The following is a 20,796-nucleotide window of genomic DNA, read 5'->3' as shown; positions in this document are numbered from 1 at the left end:
CAGCTATTGTGGTGGGATGATCGATCAGGATTACGTTGAGTTGGGTACGGAATTAATATTTTCCAGCCTGCAAGTCGCTGGGTGACAGTGCATATTTCCGCTCTGCCCGATCCAGCACGACGCGGATGGAATCCTTTCGTTCGTCGATGCCAGTCAGAATAACGCGGGAGCCATCGGTGGTGTAATAATTCAGGATCATGCGGTTTCGCTTCACCGGCTTCGATTCATCCTGGATTCCCTGGGTCCGGCGCGTCGACCAGGCCCGGGGATCAATTTTGTGGTCTTCGTCACCAATGATGGCTAGGGCTTCCTTCGGAATCCACGGTTCGTTTTTCCCTTCATCTTTGTCGGGGCGTTTGGACGGTTTTCTCCGGTTTTCGGCTTCGCCCAGCTCCCGGCCATCGACGGTAGCGCGGTTGTTTTTCCGGATTTTATCCTGCAAATACAAAACGTTATGAACCGTGTCGGCTTCGTAGTAGAAAACCCGCTGACCACCGGCCACGCCCGACACTTCGAACGTGCGGTTGATATCGCGCATGGGCGAGCCTCCACCGTTGGACAAATCCAGCTTGGTCGGCCGGTTGACTTTGAAGGTCAGCGTCGTCCAGTTTTCGAACGTAGCCTGCTGCCAGCGAACGGTATCCAGCGGAGAATACGGAATCACCTGATTATTCAGCCGGAACTCGGTGACGTTGTAGACACCGCGCAGTTGCGTCACGCCTTTCACCGCCGGTTGCTTGTAGGGATCATACAGAAAATTGATCCATTGCAGGTAGGTAAACCACACCAGAAAAATGCCGAACGTTGCAGTTTTCAGGCCAATGCGCGCACCCCGGAGCCAGCCTTTCGACAAGTCGGGGTAAAACCGGACGGGAACCGTAAACCGTTCCCGAATCAGCAGGTCATAAATATTCCGGGCGTCGTAAACGAGCAGAAAAGCCGCCAGCAGCACGAAATAAGAGCTGTAGACGTGGACTCCGCCGTCGTAGGCAAAATTGACAAAAACAATGTCGCCCAATGCGCCCAGCAGCAATGCCGCGCCGATGGTGGTGGTTCCCCGGAAGAACAGCAGCGCCCCCGCCAGAATCTCGACCAGTCCGGTAAACACCTGGTACCAGGGCACAATGCCGACCGACATCCAAAAGATTTTTTGTGCCGTAAAATCACCAAAATCCGTGTTCAGCAATCCTTCGGACGGATACGGCATTTGCGTCGGGAACAGCTTGGTAAAGCCAAAACCGATGATGCCAATGCCCGCGCGGTACCGCACAATGACACGCAGCCAGTAATAGAGAAGGTTGTATTCCCGGCGTTTGCGATCCAGGGCCGTCCAGATCAATCCACCGACGATGGCGATGGCCAGCAGGATAAACCAGTCGGCGTACCCCAGCAAGGGTGCCCCTCCGCCTTCGCCACCGCCCCGGCCACCGGCGAAATACCGCAGCAGGCTCGGCGAAAACCGGGCAATCTCGTACAGATCACGGTAGTGCAGGTGTAGCCAGTCGAACTGAAAGAGGTTTTTGTACCATTCCAGATGGAGCGGAATGGAAAACAGCACAAAAAAGACAAAAGCAACGCGAAACAGAATTTTCTGAAACGCAGTCCAGGCTTTGGGTTGCAGACCCGCCGACGGTTTGGTTTTCTGGGCAGGCTCATCGGTGGCCGATGCCGGTTCCAGAACGGGTGCGCCCGGATGGTGTTTATCAAGTGCCATAATCGATGGAGTTTACAGTTTTAATCCGCCCCGACGACCGGTTTTCCGGGCTTCTTCGAGCAGGTATTTTTTGTCGATTTTCTGCAAAACGGCGTAGATGGAGTCACGCTTTTCGTTGACGCCCGAAAGAATGATCGTTGTCGAATCCGGGCGGCTGTACTGGAAGGTGAACGACTGCTGCGCGTGAGCCGGATTCCGGTTTTTCAGGGTAAGGCTTTGTTGATCGTCGGCTGTTTCATACTGGTAATAATGCCGCCCGGCTGACCCCGCAAACTCATAATTCCGGTCCGGGTCATTCCGGTGAACGACTTCTACGTTGGTGCGATCCAGCGCGACGGGTTGGTTCGACCGGATGCTGAGCGTAGCCCATTTTTCAAACACCACATCCTGCCAGCGCACCGGGTCGGTTTTTGAATACGGAAGCGTTTGGCCGTTGATCCGGAATTCGCTGACGTTGTAAAGACCGCTGGCGTTGGGCAAACCGGCCTGTTGCGGAAACTGGTAGGAACCCTGCCGATAATCGGCGTAGACGCTAAAACCGTAAAAACCGACAAAAAGCAGCAGGAACGAACTCTTTAAAACCAGCCGCGTAGTCGCCTGTTTCGGTGAAAACCGGGGCTGAAAGCGGTTCGGAAGGGTCGGACGTTCGAGCGTCAGCAAGGTATAAATCCGTTGCGCATCAAAGGCCAGCAACACCAGCGCGAAGGTGATCAGGTAAAAACTGTAAATGTATTCTCCGCCTTCGTAAGCCAGGTTCGACATAAACACATTGCCCAGAAACGAGACCGTCAGGAAAGCGCCAATCGAAGCGGTTTTTCGGTACAGCAACAGCAGTGCCGCCAGAATTTCGACGCCCCCCAGAAACGACTCGTACGATGGAACCACGCCCAGACTCAGGGAGAAAATTTTCCAGTCGGTCAGATCGCCGTAATTGGTGTTGAGGTTGCTCAGCGAGGGTGTTGGTGCCAGTACCGGGAACAGTTTGAGAAAACCGTAAGCCAGCAAACCAGCCGCCAGCCGGTAGCGCAACACCACCCGGAGAACGTAATACAGCGACTGGTATTCCCGGCGGTTGCGATCCCGGTAGCTCCAGATTAGGGTTCCCACCAGTGCCAGCCCGAACACCACAACCCAGTTGGCAAACGTGTCCGTTTCACCAAAAAACCGGGGCTGGTAGCGCGACAGCTGAAAAAGATCACCGTAGGAGAGCTGCGCCCAGTTGATGGCGAACAGATCGCGGTAAAATTTCCAGTCGAGCGGAACAGCCTGTAGCGTGAAATAGAGAAAAGCGATTCGGAAAACAGTTTTCTCACTATTGCTCCACTCAGTCGTAGTGGGCAGGTGAGGTTCCGAATCGAACGACGAGGTTCCTTTTCCCGATTCAGAAACGGAGGAGAGGGTTTCGAGCTGGCTCATGGCGGGGTCAGTATCCGGGGTTTTGTTGTAAAGTCTTGTCCGTCAGCAACTGATTGACCGGTATCGGTAGCAAAAGCCGGTTTGGGTCCGTGACGTTCAGAACGGCAGCGGCCCGGTCCGTCCGGACGAGATCAAACCAGCGGTGGGGTTCCAGCGCAAACTCAACCCGGCGTTCGTCTTCGATGGCGAGCAACAGAGCAGCCTGAGTAGTCGCCGGGCTGGCCGTTAGTCCCGCGCGGTCGCGGACGGCGTTCAGATCGGCAGCCGCTGTCGTGAGTTTATTTTGCTGGGCACGCGCTTCCGAGCGGATGAGGTAGAGTTCGGCAATACGGAAGATATAGGTCGGGTCAGACGCCGGATTGCGGTAATAAAGTGTGCCGTACCAGCGGTTCTGGTTGTCTTTAGCGACCAGTACGCTACGGTTTCCGCCTATGGCTGGGTTGTTGACCAGCGTCACCAGCGCGTCGTTCGGAGCCCATTGCCGGGTTCCGCCATTGGTTTGCGGTTGCCACTGGCCCCGGTGACTGTTTACTTCCGTTGTGCCGTTGTAGAAAATCTCAAAAATCGATTCGCGGGTACCCCGGGCGTCGTTGGTAAAAAAGGCGCTATACGGTTTGAGCAGGCCGTAATTGGTTGCATCGTCAAGGAGCTTCGTGGCGAATTCTTCGGCTTTGGCCCAGTCTTTTTGGTACAGATAATACCGGGCTTTCAGCGCCCAGACGGTTTTTCGGGTGGCCCGGTAGCGGTCGGTCGTGACTGGCAGCAGCGGTTCGGCGGCTTCCAGATCGGCCAGCACCTGGGCGTACGTGGCCGCCTGCGTACTGCGTGGAATGCCGGAATTCTCGGTGGGCGACAGCGTCGGATTGGTAATCAGTGGAACACCGCCCCAGGTGCGCGCCAGGTCGAAGTAGGAGAGCGCCCGCAGAAAATAGGCTTCGCCCAGATACTGATCTTTCAGGGCTTTGGTCAGCGCGGGGTCGGTCACTACCGGCACTTTCGCCAGCACATTATTGGCCCGGTTGATGGTTTGGTAAATACCCGTCCAGGCACCGGCCACCGTGGAGTTTTCGGCATTGACGCGGTGGTTGATGAACTCCTGAACCTGCGACTGTGACCCGGTCCACTGAATATTATCGCCCGACAAATAACCGATGGACTGAAAACCGGTGCCGTAATAATTCGAGCTGCCGAGTGCGCTGTAAATTCCCCGGACGGCGGTTTCGGCGGTGGCCCGATCCACAATCGTCTGATCGTCGGAAATGGATTCGAGCGGTTTCACGTCCAGAAAGGACTGGCAGGAGCTGAAAACCGTCAGCGCAACCAAGGAAACCGTATAAACTAATGACTTCATGACTTTCAGAGAGTTAGGTTAACGCCAATCTGGATACTGCGGGGCTGCGGGGGCGTTCCGAGGTCAATGCCCTGCTGGTTGGGATCGCTGCTGGCGCTGGATTCGGGGTCCAGACCGGTGTATTTCGTCAGCAAAAACAGGTTGCTACCGGCCAGGTATACACGGACATTCTCGATCCGGGCTTTTTCGGTCAGGCGTTTGGGAATCGAATAACCCAGGTTGAGCGAACGGAGTCGCAGGAACGAACCGTCTTCGAGCCAGCGGCTGCCCCCGTCGCGGTAGTTATTGATGTTGATGCCATCCGGACGCGGTACGTCGGTGATGTCACCCGGTTTTTGCCAGCGGGCGTTGTTGCTGGCCAGAATAACCCGGGCGGCATCGCGGGCTCCTCCGCCCTCACCGAAAAATTTGTTATGGTTGTAGACCTTGTTGCCGTATTGGAAAGCAAAAAAGATGTTCAGGTCAAAACCTTTGTAGGTCAGGTTGTTGGTCAATCCGCCGAAGAATTTGGGCCAGATGCTGCCAAGGATCTGGCGGTCAGCAACGGTTATTTGACCATCGTTGTTCACATCTTCATAAATCACATTGCCGGTTTGCGGATTGACACCCAGCTGCTTATACACCCAGAACGAATACAGGGGGGTACCCTGCTGTTGCAGAATCAGGTCACGGCTGCCGTACCGCAGTGGATTTTCCAGCTTCTCAATTTTGTTGATGTTCTGCGCTATGTTGAAACTGGTGGTCCAGGTAAAGCCGCTCTGCCGGATGTTGTCCGACTGAATACCCAGCTCGAAGCCTTTGTTGCTGATTTCGGCGGCATTGCTCCAGTAGTTGCTAAAACCGGTGGTGCCGGCCAGGGCGAGTTGCAGCAAACCATTGGTCGTGTATTTCTGGTACACGTTCAGCTCCAGGCGCAGTCGGTCGTTGAAAAAAGCCGCATCCGCTCCTACGTTGAGCTGGTTGGTGCGTTCCCACTGGAGGTTGGGGTTGGCGAGTTGCTGGGGCGCAATACCGGGGCTGCCCTGGTAGGAGGCTCCACCCGTCCAGAGACCCTGGGCCGCGAAATTACCGATGCCGTTCTGGTTCCCGGTGGTTCCGTAGCTGGCTTTCAGCTTCAGGTCGCTCACGATTCGGGAATTCCGCAGGAAGTTCTCCTGCTTGATGCGCCAGGCCGCTCCGACGGCGGGGAAATAGCCCCACTTGTTACTGGCTCCAAACCGCGACGAACCGTCGGCCCGGATGCTGAAATCGACCAGGTATTTGCCACCAAAATTGTAGTCAATGCGGGAGAAAAACGAAGCCAGATTACTTTTCGACCAGCTTTGGCTGCTGGCCGTTGTAGCAGCTGACGAAATTTGAGTGAACTGGTTGTTGGCAAATCCCCGGCCTTCGGCATACGTGCGGGTCAGCAGGTCGCTTTGGAGAGTATTACCCACCAGAACGCCAACCGAATGGTTACCGAATTTCTGCCGGTACGTCAGCGTTTGTTCATTCAGCCAGGTCGTGAATTGCGTAACGCTGGACGTGGCCAGACCCGCCGGGCTTCCTGCAATCAGCAGGTTGTTCCAGTATTCGGATTCGTTGTAGTTGTTGTAATCAATGCCCCAGCTGGTGCGGAAACGCAGATTGGGCAGAATTTGCGCATCGGCGTAAAGGTTACCGATGTAGCGCAGACTGGCCGATTTTACATCGTAGTTTTCGAGCAGTAATGTCAGGTTATCGAAACCGGCCCGGCCCACCGGAACGCCCTGCTCGTTGAACGGCGATAGGTAGGTTGGGGTGTGCAAAGCCGCCTGCAACAAACCGCCCGCGGGGCCGTCGCCCGCCCGGGCCTGATTCCGGAACGTCCGGCTGAAGGTGTTGCTCACGCCCACCTGAACCTTGTCATTTACCTGCTGATCGAGGTTGACCTTGAAGCTGGCCCGCTCGAAATAAACCGGTTTGATGATGGCTTCCTGCCGGTTATACCCCCCCCCGATGTAGTATTTGGTCGTTTTGGTGCCACCCGTCAGCGACAGATCGTAGTTCTGAAGCCGCCCGGTACGAAACAACTCACCCAGTCGGTCGTAGGTTTGCTGTTCTTCCGGCAGCCCGCGCCCGCCTTCTGAAACCGGGCGAAACGGACGGTTTTCGGCAGTACGATTCAAACTCGGCGTATCCTTGCCGGTATTGATCCACCATTCGTTAACAAGTTGCGCGTGTTCGGGACCGGTCGTCAACTCCCAGAGTTTGACGGCTTTGGCGACGCCGTACGACGCGTTGAAATTGACTTTAGCCTTCTGGTTGAAACTGCCCCGCTTGGTCGTAATCAAAATCACGCCGTTGGCGCCCCGCGAACCATACAACGCTGTGGCTTCGGCATCTTTCAGGACTTCGATGCTTTCAATATCAGAGGGATTAATATCAGCAATGGGTGAGGTCGACTTGCCGCCAGTTCCGACGGTCTGGAGGCTGTTGTTGTTGATAAAAACCCCATCGACGACGTAGAGCGGATCGTTGTCGGCATTGATGGAAGTGGCTCCGCGCACCCGAATGTTAACGGTTTCGCCCGGAACGCCGGTATTGGAGCTGATCTGTACCCCGGAAACTTTACCCTGCAACTGGGCATCAAAGCTGCCGACGGGAATGTCTTTGGTGGATGCCGGATCAATTTTGGCAATCGAACCGATCAGGTTTTTGCGTTCCTGAGTCCCGTAGCCCACCACGATTACCTCGTTCAATTGCCGTTGATCGGGCTCCAGCCGAATTGCTAAAGAACTCTGATTTCCGGCAACGACTTCCTGCGTTACATAACCGATGAAAGAGAAAACAAGGGGAGTATCTTTATCCGAAAGCGTGAGGTTGAAACTGCCATCGGCCTCCGACGTAGCCCCCCGATTGGTGCCTTTGATGCGGATATTGACACCGGGCAGCACCTCGCCATTTTTGTCGGTTACTTTTCCCTGAACAGAGAACGAAGTTTGCGCCATCGAAACAGACTGCGTTCCGATCAGAAGCCAGAAAAGCCCCAAAAAAGGAAATAGCCTACGAACGGTTTGACGGGACAGCTTCGCAGGGCGCTGCCTACCCGTAACGTTCCGATTACGACCGGAATAGTATATATATTCCATTGTATTAGTATAGAAATAATATAATGTAAAGCACACTAGCGACGACACCCCGATAGACAGGCCAGCAGGCCCATACGAATAATCAACCACCGAAAATTCAGATAAGCTCAGCGAGCCTGCCTATCGGGGTGTTAGCCAGTAATTGGAAAGAAATAAAGTCGATGAAAGCTGTTAACAACAGCAACAGGAGAGGCTTGCCAGGGCTTCTTGAGCCAAATCGGAATGGGAAATAACCACCTGCGTCATCGGGCTTGATGACGAAAAAGACGGGAGCATCCTTTTCATTGTCGTAAAAGCAAAAGTTAGTTGTATCCCAAGTCTTTGCTGGTGGTTAACAAAGCGCTGGGCAAGCGAAATTAAAATTCTACTAAGTCAGGAGACAAAGTAAAGTAATGTACTCACAACAAAGCAACTTCTGGACCTGATTTATTTCAAACCGACCGCAAATTCTTTCTAATGTCATATCCTAAGCCTGAATTAATCAAAAAAACAAACCTTTAATAATCCTTATGCTATATCCTGGTTGCTTCAGCAGCGAGGGTTTTTATTCAACATGTAGCGAGCAAAAACAAAATCTAGACTAACTACATAGAATAAGTAAATAAAGTATAATTTTGGCCCCGCAAGATGAACGGTTTCTGGAAAGGATTCTACCCGATTACCTTGCTTCACTCCAGAAAGCAATTTGGTGGCAAATCCCCGCTTGCTAAATACCGGGCACTGGGTAAACCTCAACCGATTCAGATCTGTTTTGTCTTGCAAGAACGGCCTTCCGGGGCTTTTCGAGCCGGAGGTTACTGTCTTTCTTATTTATTCATTTCCCAAGAAGAGCACTATGAAAAGTTGTACAACAAAAACCGTGAAAGGGTATCTTACCAGTTTGCTCCTGTTGCTAACGCTGGCGGCACTAGGCCAACGAGCAACCATTGAAGGAACCGTCCGGGACAATCAGGCCACCCTACCCGGCGCATCGGTTTATCTGCAAGGCAACCGGCAGGGTACGATCACCGACGCCAACGGGCGCTACCAGCTGCAACTGGAAGACGGCACCTATACAATCATTGCCAGCTTTACCGGCTACAGCCCCCAAAGCCGCCAGGTTACGGTTTCCAACGGGCAGGCCCAAACCGTTGATTTCACCTTGCAGGGCGCAACGCTCAACGAAGTGGTTGTGCTGGGGTCACGCGGAGAACCGCGCTCCCAGCTGGATACGCCGGTTCCGGTCGATGTGATCGACATCCGGTCGCTCGCCAGAGATGTTCCGCAGGTCACCATCAACCAGATTCTGAATTACGTGGCGCCCTCGTTCAATTCCAACACGCAGGTGCTCGGCGACGGCACCGACCACATCGATCCGGCATCGTTGCGCGGGCTGGGTCCTGATCAGGTGCTGGTTCTGATCAACGGCAAACGGCGACACACCACCTCACTGGTCAACATCAACGGTACATTTGGCAAAGGGTCGGTCGGAACGGACTTGAATGCGATTCCGACATCGGCCATCAAAAAAATCGAGATTCTGCGCGATGGCGCATCGGCCCAATACGGTTCCGACGCCATTGCCGGGGTGATCAACATTGTGCTTGAGGACAATGTAAACCAGGTTCGCGCCAATGTGACTGCGGGCGGCTATGCCTCCAAAAATTCGGAAGGCAGCGTCGACGGTGAAAACGTCCAGGCCAACGTCAACTATGGTTTGCCCATCGGAACCCAGGGTGGTTTTATCAACCTGGCGGGTTCTTTCGATTTCCGCAATCCGACCAACCGCATGAAGGAGTTTACGGGGGTGATTTTTTCGGATTACAACAACCGCACGCTTTATCCCAACCCGACGGGTGCCGATATCACCAACGCTGAGTTGCAACGCCGGGGTATGACCCGCTCCGATTTTAACTCCCGCATCGGTCAATCGGCCAACCGGGGTGGTTCATTCTTCCTCAACAGCGTCATTCCGCTTCAAAACGGGGCCGAATTTTACGCTTTTGGCGGTTTGAACTACCGCAAGGGCGAGTCGGCTGCTTTTCGGCGGCAACCCGCTCAGATTACCCAGAATATTGCCGAAATTTACCCCCTCGGCTACCTGCCACTGATCGTCACTGACAACTACGACCAATCCATTGCCTTCGGAATTCGGGGCAAAGTCGGCGCCTGGAATGCAGATTTCAGCAACACCTTTGGCCGTAACCAGATCGATTTCACAACCGAAAACAGCCTGAACGCTTCTTTGCAACGGGCCTCTCCCACCCGTTTTGTAGACGGCGGCTATCGTTTTGCCCAGAACACCACCAACCTCGATTTCAACCGCCGGTTCGACGAAGCCCTCAGCGGAATCAACGTAGCATTCGGTTTTGAACACCGGTACGAGAATTACCAGATTGTAAAAGGCGAAGAAAACTCCTATCGGAACTACGGCAATGCTTTGCAGATCGGCGTGGGGAGCGACGGCAGGCCGATACTGGTTCCTGACATCAGCGGTAACATCGCCACCCGCTTTGCCGCCAACGGTGCTCCGCTGGCCGGTGGTGCCCAGGCCTTCCCCGGTTTCCGGCCCGAAAATGCCGTCGATGCCACCCGCACCGCCATTGCGGCCTACACAGACGTAGAATTTAATTTTACCCCCTCCTGGCTGGTGGATGCCGCCGTACGATTTGAGAATTACTCGGATTTCGGGTCAACCTTGAACGGGAAACTGGCGACGCGGTACAAATTTGGCGAACAGTTTGCCCTGCGAGCGGCTATCAACACCGGTTTTCGGGCACCGTCGCTCCACCAACGGTATTTCAGCGCCACCTCCAATTTGTTTGTCGATGGGGCCATCATCGACGCCGGGACTTTTACCAACGAAAGTCGCCCGGCGAGGCTCCTCGGGATACCGTCGCTCAAACAGGAAACTTCGTACAGCTACAGCGCCGGTCTGACGGGCAATTTCGGACCGTTCAAAGTTACGGTCGATGGTTATTTTATCCGGATCAATGACCGCGTCATTTACACGGGTCAGTTTACCGGCAGCAACAGCGCCACGGCGTCTCCGCAGGATCGCGAGATTTTCGACTTACTGCGGCAAGCCGGTGCCCAAACCGCCCGGTTCTTCGCCAACGCCATCGACACCGAAACCAAGGGAATCGACGCGGTGATTACCTACACCAAACGACTGGGACCGGGCCGTTTCCGGGCCGACCTAGCCGGCACATTCGTGCGCACGAGTCTGGTTGGTGCCGTGAAAGCTTCGCCCCTGCTGGTTGGGAAAGAAACGATCTATCTCGACCGGTCGAGCCGGATTTACCTGGAGTCGGCCGTTCCGCGCGTCAAAGCCAACCTGACGGTAAGCTACGCAATCAACAAGTGGGATGTGTTCTTTCGCAATGTTTACTTCGGCCCTGTTGATGCGGCCACCAACGTCGAAGCCGATCAGCAGACGTTTGGTGCCAAAGTTATTACCGATTTAGGGATCAGTTACGCGTTTCAGCAAAATCTACGGCTGACGGTGGGGGCGAACAACCTTTTCGATGTTTACCCGGATGAAACCATTGGCGGCAACCGGGGTGCGGGCTATTTTGTCTACTCCCGTACGGGTCAGCAGTTTGGTTTCAACGGACGGTTTGTCTTCACCCGGTTGGCATTGACGTTCTGATTGTAACAAAACGACCCGCCCAGCTGTCAACTGGGCGGGTCGTTTTCTACCGGGCGAAGTTATTCCGCGCCCGTTTTATGTCTAAAACCGTACGCTATCAGCCGTGGCTCCGGTAAAAACCGCGTCGCTGCATGACCAGAAGATACAGCAGCACCTGCCACCGCACCAACAGCGAATAACAGGTTAACCGAACCAGCAACAGCGGTTTATTCTGAAATACAATCAGCAACAGGATTTTGAAAGCCATGATGGTGGTGGCAAAAACGGGTTTTAGCTGCTTATTCATACATCACGCGAGGGCTTGACGAAAAAGTTCTTCCCGATTCCGTAGATTACTCCGGTTTACTTCTGACCCGCAGCTTCCGCTGCTGTGTGACCCAAACGAACGCAGGCTGCTCGGCAGCGAATCGTACCGGGCCAGCGCCAGCAACCACCGATTTCGATCCATGTAAGGAGTCAGCAGCGCCCGGGCGCGGTTCAGGTATCGGTATTGGCGAGGCTTCCAGACGGGGCGTTGCTGGTACACAACGCCCTCACCGTTCAGCAAATCCGGGAGCGCCTGAGGAGGTGCCAGCGGCATCAATTCGGCCAGCAGAAACAACCCCAGTTCTACGTTCAGCAGCCGGTTGGCCAGTTGCCCGGGCAGATCGTATTGAAACCGGAGCTGCGTGGACAGCGGTTCCTGCCAGTGTAGAGGAAAAGGACTCAACTGGCGGGCAGAGGCAGATTCGGACAAAGGCAGTGCATTCATAGTCATTGTTGTTTACCGTCGGCAGTTCGACGCGTTGATCATAACAAAAATGCAACCAGAAGAACGTAACCTTTTTACGTTGTCAACTTTTTTTCAATTATTTTTTCCGTCCGATTTGGTCATCAATGGTAGGAAGGCCACCCGGGGTGATAAGTAGTAGACGCGATCTGCCCCGTGGTTGTTGATCGCCCATTTTCCAGCTGTGCAGACGAATAATCATTCTGGCACGTCAGCGATCTTCCTCCGAAACCGGCGGTGTTTCTATAAGTCCAATGGAGTCGTCGGAAGGAGAACGGTTTTGAGCGAAGTTGCAGGAGCAATCAGGGTTGATCAGGGAGGCATCAAACGGAAGGTCATCAACTCAGTACTTTGCGCAGAACGGCTAACCGGTTCCGTGAAAACCCCACGGTTTTCAAGCCAAACCGGCTGCGGTCGCGGCTGATGTCGTACGCCTGAAGATCAGCCGGAGCCGCCATATACGTTTCCAGCAGGTCTTGCCAGCGGCTGCACGGCATTAGGTGAGTCAGTAGCGCCACTCCGCGATTCCGAAGTTTATGCTGCCGGTTTGTCCAGCCTGGGTGTGCGTTGCTGAGTAGATCGGGCAGTGCATCGGGTGAAGCCGTGGGCCGCAGCTCTGCAAGAAGAAACAGGCCCAGTTCAACATCCAGCAATTGACGGGCCGATAGCCGCGCCGACCGGCGGGCGGTGGTGGCAGAGGCCGGTAAAAAGGAGGGTAATGCGTTCATCGTGTTGTTGTTTACGGTTCGGTTGAGGAATCGAACGATACAAAGTTGATCCGGCCAGAACGTAATCTTTTTACGCCCTTCTGCTTTTCTGTAAAAAAAATTCGTTGCTTTGCCACAACAATCCCGCTGACCATGCCAATAACCCGTTCCGCCTTTCAACGTTACCGCCTGATCGACGAAGTGATCAGCCGTCACCCTCGCCGGTATTCCAAACAACGGCTTTTTGAGCTGCTTCGCGAGCACTGCGGCATCCGGTCGGTTTCGTCGCTGGAGAAAGACATTCAGCGGTTGCGCGAAGACCACGACGCGCCCATTGCGTACGACAAGCGCAGCAACGGGTATTATTACACCGATCCGCAGTTCCGGCTGCTCCGGCTCATGCTTACGCCCGACGACATGGAGGCCCTCGACTACGCCCGCGAGGTACTGGCGGCTACGCAGGGAGCACCCGTGGTGGCCGAGCTGACCAATGCCCTGCAAAAAGTGCGGCAAAGCCTGGATATTGTGCGTGAAGTACGGCCGGGCGATGGCAATGCGTCTGGACGAAAAGTGGTGTATGTTGAAGAGAAAGTACTGGGTGGTAACCGGCAATACGTGCCAGTCCTGATCCGGGCCGTCAACCAGAACCGCCAGGTATCGTTCTACTACCGCAAACACGACGGCTTGCCGACCGAGGTGCGCCCCTCCACGGAACGTCCCCGAACACTGCACCCGATTCTGTTGCGCGAAGTGGCCGATAGCTGGTACGTGATCGGGTACGATGAAGCCAGCGACCGCGAAAAAACCTATGCCCTCGACCGTATGAGCGAACTGGACATTCTGGACGAGCCCTGCGCTGTGCCGGATTCGGTGCTGGCGTACGTGTCGGAATTCTTCGAACACATCTACGGCATTACCGACACCAACGATCCGGTCGAAGACATTGTGCTGTCGTTTACGCCGTTGTTTGGGCGCTACGTCAAAGCCAAGCCCATTCACCAGACGCAGGTGGTGCTGCGCGACAACGAAACCGAATGTGTGGTACAGCTGCGGCTGGCCCCCAACCGCGATCTGATGATGCATCTTCGCAGCTACGGCGAACACCTGAAAGTGTTGCAACCGGAGAGCCTGGTTACCGCCATGAAAGAATCCCTCCGGGCGATGCTGGAGCGGTATTAAGTCGCTGCCAACCGAAAAAAATGTCTAAAATAAAACCGTGTGGGAGCCGTCATCCTCTCTAAAATTAACTTTTGCTTCTTTCAATGAAAAAATCCCGCCCCATTGGCCTGCCATCGTTTGTTGTTCTTGCGCTTGGTCTGCTGTTTTTTCAAGGTGCCCGTGTACAAACTGATTTTGGCGAAAACCGTATAGCACCCACCGTTGCCGATACGAGCGGCTGGCAATTCCCCTGTGACAAAAATTCCGTCGAACGCTACACGGCTTTCCGGACGGCCAAACCGCCCGTGATCGACGGAAAACTGGACGAGGCCATCTGGACGAAACTTCCGCGTTCTCCGCGTTTTGTGGATCTGGTGACGGGCCAGCAAACCATTCACGACACGCGGGCCGCCGTGTGCTGGGACAATGAGAACCTGTACATTGCTTTCTGGATTGAGGAACCGTTCATCAACGCCAAACTGACCAACCACAACGATCCGATTTACACGGACAACGACGTGGAGGTTTTTATCGCCGGAAAAGACACGTATTACGAATTCGAAATCAACGCATTAGGCACCCTCTACGAAGCATTTTTTATCTGGAAAGACGCCTACGAAAAAGGCGGTTTTGGGCAGAATCCGCAGTTTGCCCTGTCCAACCCGAAGGTAAAACCGTTCAACGGCGTCGGATTCCGGAAGCACCCCCGCGGTTTGCGGTACGGCTCCTGGGATTTTCGGTTTCCCGGCCTGAAAAGCGCCGTTCACATCGACGGCACCCTCAATGACAATAAGGATCGGGATCGAAAATGGACGGTTGAGCTGGCCTTTCCCTGGAAAAGTATGGACCTGATTGCCAAAGCTGATGGCCGGGCGCTGCCACCCAAATCCAACGACCAGTGGCGCATTGATTTTTCGCGTTTCAACACGTACAAAGAAGCCGCCCCGGCCACCGACCACGGCGGCTGGGCCTGGAATTCGCACCGCGTCTGGGACTCCCACGTTCCGGAATGCTTCCCAATCATCACGTTTTCCAACAAAACGTTATAGACCTTCACTGACCGAAGCTCAGAATAATCAATCGATTGTTTTGAGCGAAACCGGTGAATAAATTGAAATAATGGGAATGATCCGGTTTACTACAGTTGATTTTGGTAAGATATTGCCCTAATTTTCAACAGAAATTTAATTTATGGCATGAAATTCCGAAACCCACTCAATTTAACGTATCACTTTTCCAGGAGACGAATCCCTCTTTTCGCTTTAGTACTGATCTCCTTATCGCTTCAATCTTTTGGGCAAAAAAACGGTAAAAAACCGATTGCTACGGGTAATACCGCATCCCCTGGGCCCGCTTACTCAACGGATAAAGCGGTTTTGACCAAAGGCCAGCAACTATTCCAGCAAAACTGCACGGCCTGCCATAACTTCCTGCAAAAAAGCATTGGACCCAACCTGGCCAGCGTGACAATGGAGGTACCGCAGGCCTGGCTGAAAACGTTTATTCGCAACGCCCCGGAAGTCATTAAAAGCGGGGATGCCCGGGCCTACGCACTTTTTGAAGAATACAAACAAACGATGCCCGCCTTTACCCACCTGAGCAACGGCGACATCGACGCCCTGACGGCGTACATTCATTCAAAACGCAAACTGACCACGACCGACGCCGGCAGTGAAAAACTGGGTGCGTTCCTGACCGACCCCATTCCGACCAAAATTCCGCAGTCTGGCTTGCGGCTGGAACTCGAGGAAGTTACGACGGCTCCGGCCACCGCTGAGAAAGTACCGCTGGCCCGGATCAACAAAATGCAGGTGTTGCCCGGTTCTAAAAACCGTCTTTTCCTGGAAGATTTGCGCGGAACCCTGTACGAAATGGAAGGCAAGTCGCTGCGGCCCTATATGTCAATGGCGAAAGAACGCCCGGGCTTCATTCATACACCGGGGCTGGCGACCGGTTTTGGGAGTTACGCTTTCCACCCGGATTTTTATACCAACGGTTTGCTGTATACCACTCACACCGAAAAAGCCAATGCCGCTCCCGCCGATTTCCCGTACGCCGACTCCATCAAGGTCACGCTCCAATGGGTGCTAACGGAATGGAAGGTGTCGGACCCGGCCGCCCCGGAATTTTCGGGAACAGGCCGCGAACTGTTGCGGGTCAACATGGTGAGTGCAATTCACGGCGTACAGGAAATTACGTTTAACCCACTGGCGAAACCCGGAACCGACGATTATGGCATGCTGTACATCGGCATCGGCGACGGAGGCTGTACGGAAAACGGTTTTTACTGGATCTGCAAAGACCGCCATCGTCCGTGGGGCAAAGTACTACGGATCGATCCAAGTGGGCGGAACAGCAAAAACGGGAAGTACGGTATTCCGGCCCATAACCCGTACGCCAAAGACCCATCGGCGCTGGGCGAAATTTTCTGCCAGGGCTTCCGGAATCCCAACCGGATCAGCTGGACGCCCGACGGAAAAATGCTCATTTCGGACATTGGACAGGCGTGGTCGGAAGAACTGAACCTGGGCGTAGCCGGAGCAGATTACGGCTGGCCGGAACGCGAAGGCACGTTTGTGATCAACTACCGGGGTCGTATGGATCGCGTCTATGCGCTACCCGCCAACGATGCGACCTTCAAGTACACCTACCCAGTAGCGCAATACGACCACGACGAAGGCAATGCATTCTCGGCCGGATTTGTCTACACCGGCACGGCCATCCCCGCGCTCACCGGCAAATACATCTTTGGTGATATTGTCAATGGGCGGGTCTTTTTCGTCGAAACCAGCCAGTTGAAGATCGGCCAGCAGGCTCCCATTCAGGAAATGACCATTCAGGTGGCCGGACAACCCGCGACATTCCAGCAACTGAGCAGCAGCAAAAAAACGGACTTACGATTTGGCCTAGGGCTAAACGATGATTTCTACATCTATACCAAAGCCGACGGCCGAATCTACAAAATCAAGAATTGCGTACCGGTTAAATAAACGGTTTTGGAACCCGGTTTTACAAAAAGCGCCCCAAATCCTGGGGCGCTTTTTGTTTGGGTTTGCGTGGCTTTTCGGCAAACATGCTATACATGAAAGACCTGTTTCGGCGTCGTGAAAGCCAGTAATCACTTCCGCAACCTTGGTCAGGTTCGCTGTATAAGCGGTTGTCGCATTCCACCCGATCAATGTCGTTTTCTACCTCCCTCAATTCATCCAGGCTCGCCTACCTTTGTATCATCAAAAAGTAAACAACATGCAAAAGATCACCACGTTTCTGACTTTCAACGACCAGGCCGAGGAAGCCGCCAATCTGTACACCTCCATTTTCAAAAATTCGAAGATTACGCACGTCAGCCGCTACGGCGAGGACGCACCCGTTCCGGCCGGAACCGTCCTGTCAGTGTCGTTCGTGCTCGACGGCCAGCACTTTTCGGCCCTGAACGGCGGCCCGCATTTTACGTTTGCGGAAGGCATCTCGCTGTTTGTCCACTGCGAAACCCAGGCCGAAGTAGACGCTTATTGGGAAAAGCTCACCGCCGACGGCGGACAGCCCGGCCCCTGCGGCTGGTTGAAAGACAAATTCGGCGTTTCGTGGCAAATTATTCCCGCAGCACTGGAGCGGTTGTTGCAGGACTCCGATCCGGCAAAAGCCCAGCGAGCGATGCAGGCCATGCTGAAAATGTCGAAAATCGATGTAGCGGTTTTGGAACAAGCTGCGGCTGAATCGATTTTAGCGTAAACAGGAAACCCTTTATGCCACTTTTCAAATCATGAGAAAGATCATCTTATCGCTGCAACTGTCACTCGACGGTATTGCCTCCGACCCTGAGAACTGGATGACGCTGAGCGACGAAATCCTCGAATCGTCGATGGCTTACTACGACACGCTGGACGCCATTCTGGTAGGTGGTAATTCGTACGCAGGGCTGGCCGAATACTGGCAACAGGCCGAAACCCATTCCGAATCCGAAATTGAACGTCGGTTTGCCCGAAAAATCAACGACATTCGCAAAATCGTTTTTTCCCGCACCAGGATCGATCTGACCTGGCGAAATTCGGAACAGTTGCTCTTCGAAGATACCGAGTCGCTGATTCGGGAAATGACGAACCTGAAGAATACCGGCGGCAAGAACCTGTCGGTGGAAAGCGGCTTAAAAAGCTGGCAGTTGTTTGTCAAACACGACCTTTTCGACGAACTGGTGATCGGCGTCCATCCGGTCGTGGCAGTTCAGGGCGAGAAACTTTTCACCGAGGCCGACGAAAAAAAGAACCTGCAACTCATCAATACCAAGGTGTACCAGAATGGCGTCGTCGAATTGCATTATCGGAAGGGATAAGCGGTCCACACGTTGCTACACAAGCCAACAATCGAACCAGATTGCTAAGCAGATGTCGCAAGAGTTCAACGAGCATTTTTTTATAGACAGTCGACATCCGCCACTATCGTCACGGCTTTTAAACCCTTGTCGCTCAGCACTTCGTTGATTTTATCCAGAATAAATGCCTTAGCGGCTTTCGGGCTGATGCTTCGTTCGAGTTTAATCAGAATCGTGTACAAAAACTGATTACGAATGCGCTCCACCAGCGGTACTTCCGGCCCCAGCACCCGCGCTTCGCCCAGCCGTTCGGTTAATTGGGCTACCAGCCGTTGGGCCGCCTGCTGACTGATCCGCTGCTCGGTGTGCCGAACCGTGAGCTTGATCAGCCGCGAAAAAGGTGGGTAGTTGTAATGCTGCCGTTCCAAAATTTCTTCCTCAAACAGCCCCTTGTAGTCGTTCTCCAGCACTTTGAGTAACACGGCCTGCTGCGGGTTGCTGGTTTGAATCAACACTTTTCCCCGCCGGTCGGCCCGCCGTCCGGCCCGGCCGCTCACCTGCGTAATCATCTGAAAAGCCCGCTCAACGGCCCGGAACTCCGGGTAATGGATCATGCGGTCGGCGTCGAAAATACCGACCAGGCTGACGTTGCCGAAATCCAGGCCCTTGCTGATCATCTGCGTTCCGACCAGGATATCGACATTTCCGCCTTCAAACTCCGAAATAATCTGCTGGTAGGCATTTTTGGCCCGTGTCGTGTCCAGGTCCATCCGTTGAATCCGGGCTTCCGGAAAAACAATCTGTAACTGGTCTTCCAGCTTTTCGGTTCCAAAACCGATGGTCCGTACCTTGGGCGACCCGCAGGCCGGGCAGCTTTTCGGGACGGGATCTTTGTGGCCGCAATAGTGGCAACGCAGTTCAGAATCGCGCATGTGATACGTCAGGCTCACGTCGCAGTTCGGGCAGCGGCTCGTCCACTCGCAATCTTCGCACTGTAGATACGGCGAATAACCGCGCCGGTTCTGAAACAGAATGCTCTGCTCCTTCCGCTCAAGATTATGTTGCAGATGCTCCATCAAAACCGACGAAAATTCGTTTTTCATCTTCTTCTGCTGCCGTTCAATCCGCGTATTGACCAGCACAATATTGGGCAACATGGCATCGCCGTACCGTTCGAGCAATTCTACCAAACCGTACCGGCCCTGCTGTGCGTGGTAATAACTCTCGATGGAGGGCGTAGCCGAACCCAGTAGCACTTTGGCCTTTTGCCAGTGCGCGATCATCATGGCCACATCGCGGGCGTGGTAGCGCGGAGCCGGGTCGTGTTGTTTGTAGGAGGTTTCGTGTTCCTCATCCACAATGATCAGGCCCAGGTTGTCAAACGGCAGAAAAACCGCCGAACGAACGCCCACCACAAACTGGTACTGCCCATCCACAATACCTTTCCAGACCTCCACCCGCTCGTTATCCGAAAATTTTGAGTGGTAAATGCCCAGCTTGTCGCCAAAGACTTTTTTCAGCCGCACCACAATCTGCGTCGTCAGCGCAATTTCGGGCAGCAGATACAGGGCCTGAGAGCCGCTTTCCAGCACATTTTGAATCAGATTGATGTATACTTCCGTTTTCCCACTGCCGGTTATTCCGTGCAGCAGCACAATGTCTTTTTCATTGAACTGACTCAACACCTGATCGCAGGCACGTTGCTGCACCTCCGTCAGTTTTACCTCAACGTACGGCCGATCGTCTTCGGCAAACCGGGGAACGATTACTTCAAACGTTTCGAAAATCTGGTTCTTGACCAAGGTTTGCAGCGACGACTGCGACACTTCATCATCCTGATTCAGAATGGTTTTATCGAGCCCTTTCCGGTTTAGAACTGGGTTGTTCTGCACCGGCACGTAGCTCAGGTATTTCATCACCACCTCCTGCTGCTTCGGCGATTTCTCCAAGGCATTGATTAGCGCCAGCACCTGTTCCCGGTTTTCGTACCGACTTGTCAGCCGGATTTTCCGGACCATTTTCGGCACGTATTTTTCCCGCACTTCGTCGAACACGATGACCGCCCGCTTGCCCACCAGCGACTTGATGGTAGTAGGCACGTTGGTTTCACCCACCAGCCGCCCCAGCTCCTCGTACGACAGAGCCGCGTGTTTTTTAAGTTCGTCCAGCAACCGCTGCTCCTCTTCGGTCAGCAGTTCGGGGTAATCAAAATCCGGGTTATACTGCACTTTCGACTGGCTCGTAATCTTCAGTCCCGACGGCAGGGCTACGTTCAGCACCTCACCAATATTGCAGAGGTAATAATCGGCCATCCAGGCAAACAGCTCCAGTTGGTAGGCTGTGATCAACGGGTATTCGTCCAGCAGTTCGAGGATGTATTTCGCCTGGTAGTTGCTCGGTGGCTGGTGGTGAATACGCCCCACGACCGCCGTATACACCCGATTTTTGCCAAACGGCACAATCACCCGGGCACCCACTTTCAGCCGTTCAACCATATCGCGCGGAACGCGGTAGGTAAACATTTTTGGAATCGGAACGGGAATGATCAGGTCAGCGAAATAGGTAGTTTCTTCGTCGAACGTAAATGTCAGGGGCAGCGCTTGCACAGAGTTGGTATGGCTTTATTTCTTA

General features: G+C 54.0%; 14 protein-coding genes. 6 read left to right on the top strand and 8 right to left on the bottom strand.

Annotated elements, in window-relative coordinates; all coding sequences use genetic code 11:
• Positions 1-52: 52 nt before the first annotated feature.
• The 4 genes from ACYVH9_RS03860 to ACYVH9_RS03845 are packed head-to-tail and all read right to left on the bottom strand — an operon-like array spanning position 53 to position 7,450.
• A complete protein-coding gene (locus tag ACYVH9_RS03860; RefSeq protein ID WP_460634974.1) occupies positions 53-1,714 on the bottom strand; it encodes a hypothetical protein in 1,662 nt (553 codons plus the stop codon).
• Between the two features lie 12 nt (positions 1,715-1,726).
• Positions 1,727-3,130, bottom strand: a complete 1,404-nt coding sequence (locus tag ACYVH9_RS03855) for a DoxX family protein (RefSeq protein ID WP_460634973.1) — start codon at positions 3,128-3,130, stop codon at positions 1,727-1,729.
• Positions 3,131-3,137: 7 nt separating this feature from the next.
• Positions 3,138-4,481: a RagB/SusD family nutrient uptake outer membrane protein gene (locus tag ACYVH9_RS03850; protein WP_460634972.1), complete on the bottom strand. Its 1,344-nt coding sequence runs from the start codon at positions 4,479-4,481 to the stop codon at positions 3,138-3,140.
• A 5-nt stretch (positions 4,482-4,486) separates the two neighbouring features.
• Positions 4,487-7,450, bottom strand: a complete 2,964-nt coding sequence (locus ACYVH9_RS03845; protein WP_460636443.1) for a SusC/RagA family TonB-linked outer membrane protein — start codon at positions 7,448-7,450, stop codon at positions 4,487-4,489.
• A 976-nt stretch (positions 7,451-8,426) separates the two neighbouring features.
• On the opposite strand from ACYVH9_RS03845, the gene ACYVH9_RS03840 reads away from it, so the two are divergent.
• Positions 8,427-11,222 (top strand): TonB-dependent receptor, encoded by a 2,796-nt coding sequence (locus ACYVH9_RS03840; RefSeq protein WP_460634971.1) that lies wholly within the window; start codon positions 8,427-8,429, stop codon positions 11,220-11,222.
• 97 nt (positions 11,223-11,319) lie between these two features.
• On the opposite strand, the gene ACYVH9_RS03835 is transcribed toward ACYVH9_RS03840, so the two are convergent.
• The 3 genes from ACYVH9_RS03835 to ACYVH9_RS03825 form a co-directional block, all read right to left on the bottom strand.
• A complete protein-coding gene (locus ACYVH9_RS03835; RefSeq protein ID WP_460634970.1) occupies positions 11,320-11,508 on the bottom strand; it encodes a hypothetical protein in 189 nt (62 codons plus the stop codon).
• Between the two features lie 3 nt (positions 11,509-11,511).
• Positions 11,512-11,973: a pPIWI_RE_Z domain-containing protein gene (locus ACYVH9_RS03830; RefSeq protein WP_460634969.1), complete on the bottom strand. Its 462-nt coding sequence runs from the start codon at positions 11,971-11,973 to the stop codon at positions 11,512-11,514.
• 356 nt (positions 11,974-12,329) lie between these two features.
• Positions 12,330-12,719: a pPIWI_RE_Z domain-containing protein gene (locus tag ACYVH9_RS03825; RefSeq protein WP_460634968.1), complete on the bottom strand. Its 390-nt coding sequence runs from the start codon at positions 12,717-12,719 to the stop codon at positions 12,330-12,332.
• Positions 12,720-12,851: 132 nt separating this feature from the next.
• Between ACYVH9_RS03825 and ACYVH9_RS03820 the strand changes: the two genes are divergently transcribed.
• The 5 genes from ACYVH9_RS03820 to ACYVH9_RS03800 all read left to right on the top strand — a co-directional run bounded on the left by ACYVH9_RS03820 (position 12,852) and on the right by ACYVH9_RS03800 (position 18,186).
• Positions 12,852-13,877 (top strand): helix-turn-helix transcriptional regulator, encoded by a 1,026-nt coding sequence (locus tag ACYVH9_RS03820; protein ID WP_460634967.1) that lies wholly within the window; start codon positions 12,852-12,854, stop codon positions 13,875-13,877.
• Positions 13,878-13,960: 83 nt separating this feature from the next.
• A complete protein-coding gene (locus ACYVH9_RS03815; protein WP_460634966.1) occupies positions 13,961-14,905 on the top strand; it encodes a carbohydrate-binding family 9-like protein in 945 nt (314 codons plus the stop codon).
• A 147-nt stretch (positions 14,906-15,052) separates the two neighbouring features.
• Positions 15,053-16,846 carry a PQQ-dependent sugar dehydrogenase gene (locus ACYVH9_RS03810; protein WP_460634965.1) on the top strand — a complete coding sequence of 598 codons (1,794 nt, stop codon included), beginning with the start codon at positions 15,053-15,055 and terminating at the stop codon, positions 16,844-16,846.
• Positions 16,847-17,102: 256 nt separating this feature from the next.
• Positions 17,103-17,588 carry a VOC family protein gene (locus ACYVH9_RS03805; RefSeq protein WP_460634964.1) on the top strand — a complete coding sequence of 162 codons (486 nt, stop codon included), beginning with the start codon at positions 17,103-17,105 and terminating at the stop codon, positions 17,586-17,588.
• Positions 17,589-17,619: 31 nt separating this feature from the next.
• Entirely contained in the window at positions 17,620-18,186 is a 567-nt protein-coding gene (locus ACYVH9_RS03800; RefSeq protein ID WP_460634963.1) for a dihydrofolate reductase family protein, read from the top strand.
• 80 nt (positions 18,187-18,266) lie between these two features.
• Here ACYVH9_RS03800 and priA read toward each other — a convergent pair whose 3' ends face one another.
• Positions 18,267-20,771, bottom strand: coding sequence for a replication restart helicase PriA (gene priA / locus ACYVH9_RS03795; protein WP_460634962.1), 2,505 nt, complete (start codon positions 20,769-20,771; stop codon positions 18,267-18,269).
• Positions 20,772-20,796: the final 25 nt, after the last annotated feature.

The sequence above is a fragment of the Larkinella harenae genome (assembly GCF_054780515.1).
The sequence above is the reverse complement of the archived record's forward strand: the minus strand, read 5'-3'. Positions and strand labels throughout refer to the sequence as shown.

Bases quoted from the DNA above. Each gene is read 5' to 3' on its own strand.
- ACYVH9_RS03860 (WP_460634974.1), bottom strand. From the start codon at position 1,714: ATGGCACTTGATAAACACCATCCGGGCGCACCCGTTCTGGAACCGGCA.
- ACYVH9_RS03855 (WP_460634973.1), bottom strand. From the start codon at position 3,130: ATGAGCCAGCTCGAAACCCTCTCCTCCGTTTCTGAATCGGGAAAAGGA.
- ACYVH9_RS03850 (WP_460634972.1), bottom strand. From the start codon at position 4,481: ATGAAGTCATTAGTTTATACGGTTTCCTTGGTTGCGCTGACGGTTTTC.
- ACYVH9_RS03845 (WP_460636443.1), bottom strand. From the start codon at position 7,450: ATGGCGCAAACTTCGTTCTCTGTTCAGGGAAAAGTAACCGACAAAAAT.
- ACYVH9_RS03840 (WP_460634971.1), top strand. From the start codon at position 8,427: ATGAAAAGTTGTACAACAAAAACCGTGAAAGGGTATCTTACCAGTTTG.
- ACYVH9_RS03835 (WP_460634970.1), bottom strand. From the start codon at position 11,508: ATGAATAAGCAGCTAAAACCCGTTTTTGCCACCACCATCATGGCTTTC.
- ACYVH9_RS03830 (WP_460634969.1), bottom strand. From the start codon at position 11,973: ATGAATGCACTGCCTTTGTCCGAATCTGCCTCTGCCCGCCAGTTGAGT.
- ACYVH9_RS03825 (WP_460634968.1), bottom strand. From the start codon at position 12,719: ATGAACGCATTACCCTCCTTTTTACCGGCCTCTGCCACCACCGCCCGC.
- ACYVH9_RS03820 (WP_460634967.1), top strand. From the start codon at position 12,852: ATGCCAATAACCCGTTCCGCCTTTCAACGTTACCGCCTGATCGACGAA.
- ACYVH9_RS03815 (WP_460634966.1), top strand. From the start codon at position 13,961: ATGAAAAAATCCCGCCCCATTGGCCTGCCATCGTTTGTTGTTCTTGCG.
- ACYVH9_RS03810 (WP_460634965.1), top strand. From the start codon at position 15,053: ATGAAATTCCGAAACCCACTCAATTTAACGTATCACTTTTCCAGGAGA.
- ACYVH9_RS03805 (WP_460634964.1), top strand. From the start codon at position 17,103: ATGCAAAAGATCACCACGTTTCTGACTTTCAACGACCAGGCCGAGGAA.
- ACYVH9_RS03800 (WP_460634963.1), top strand. From the start codon at position 17,620: ATGAGAAAGATCATCTTATCGCTGCAACTGTCACTCGACGGTATTGCC.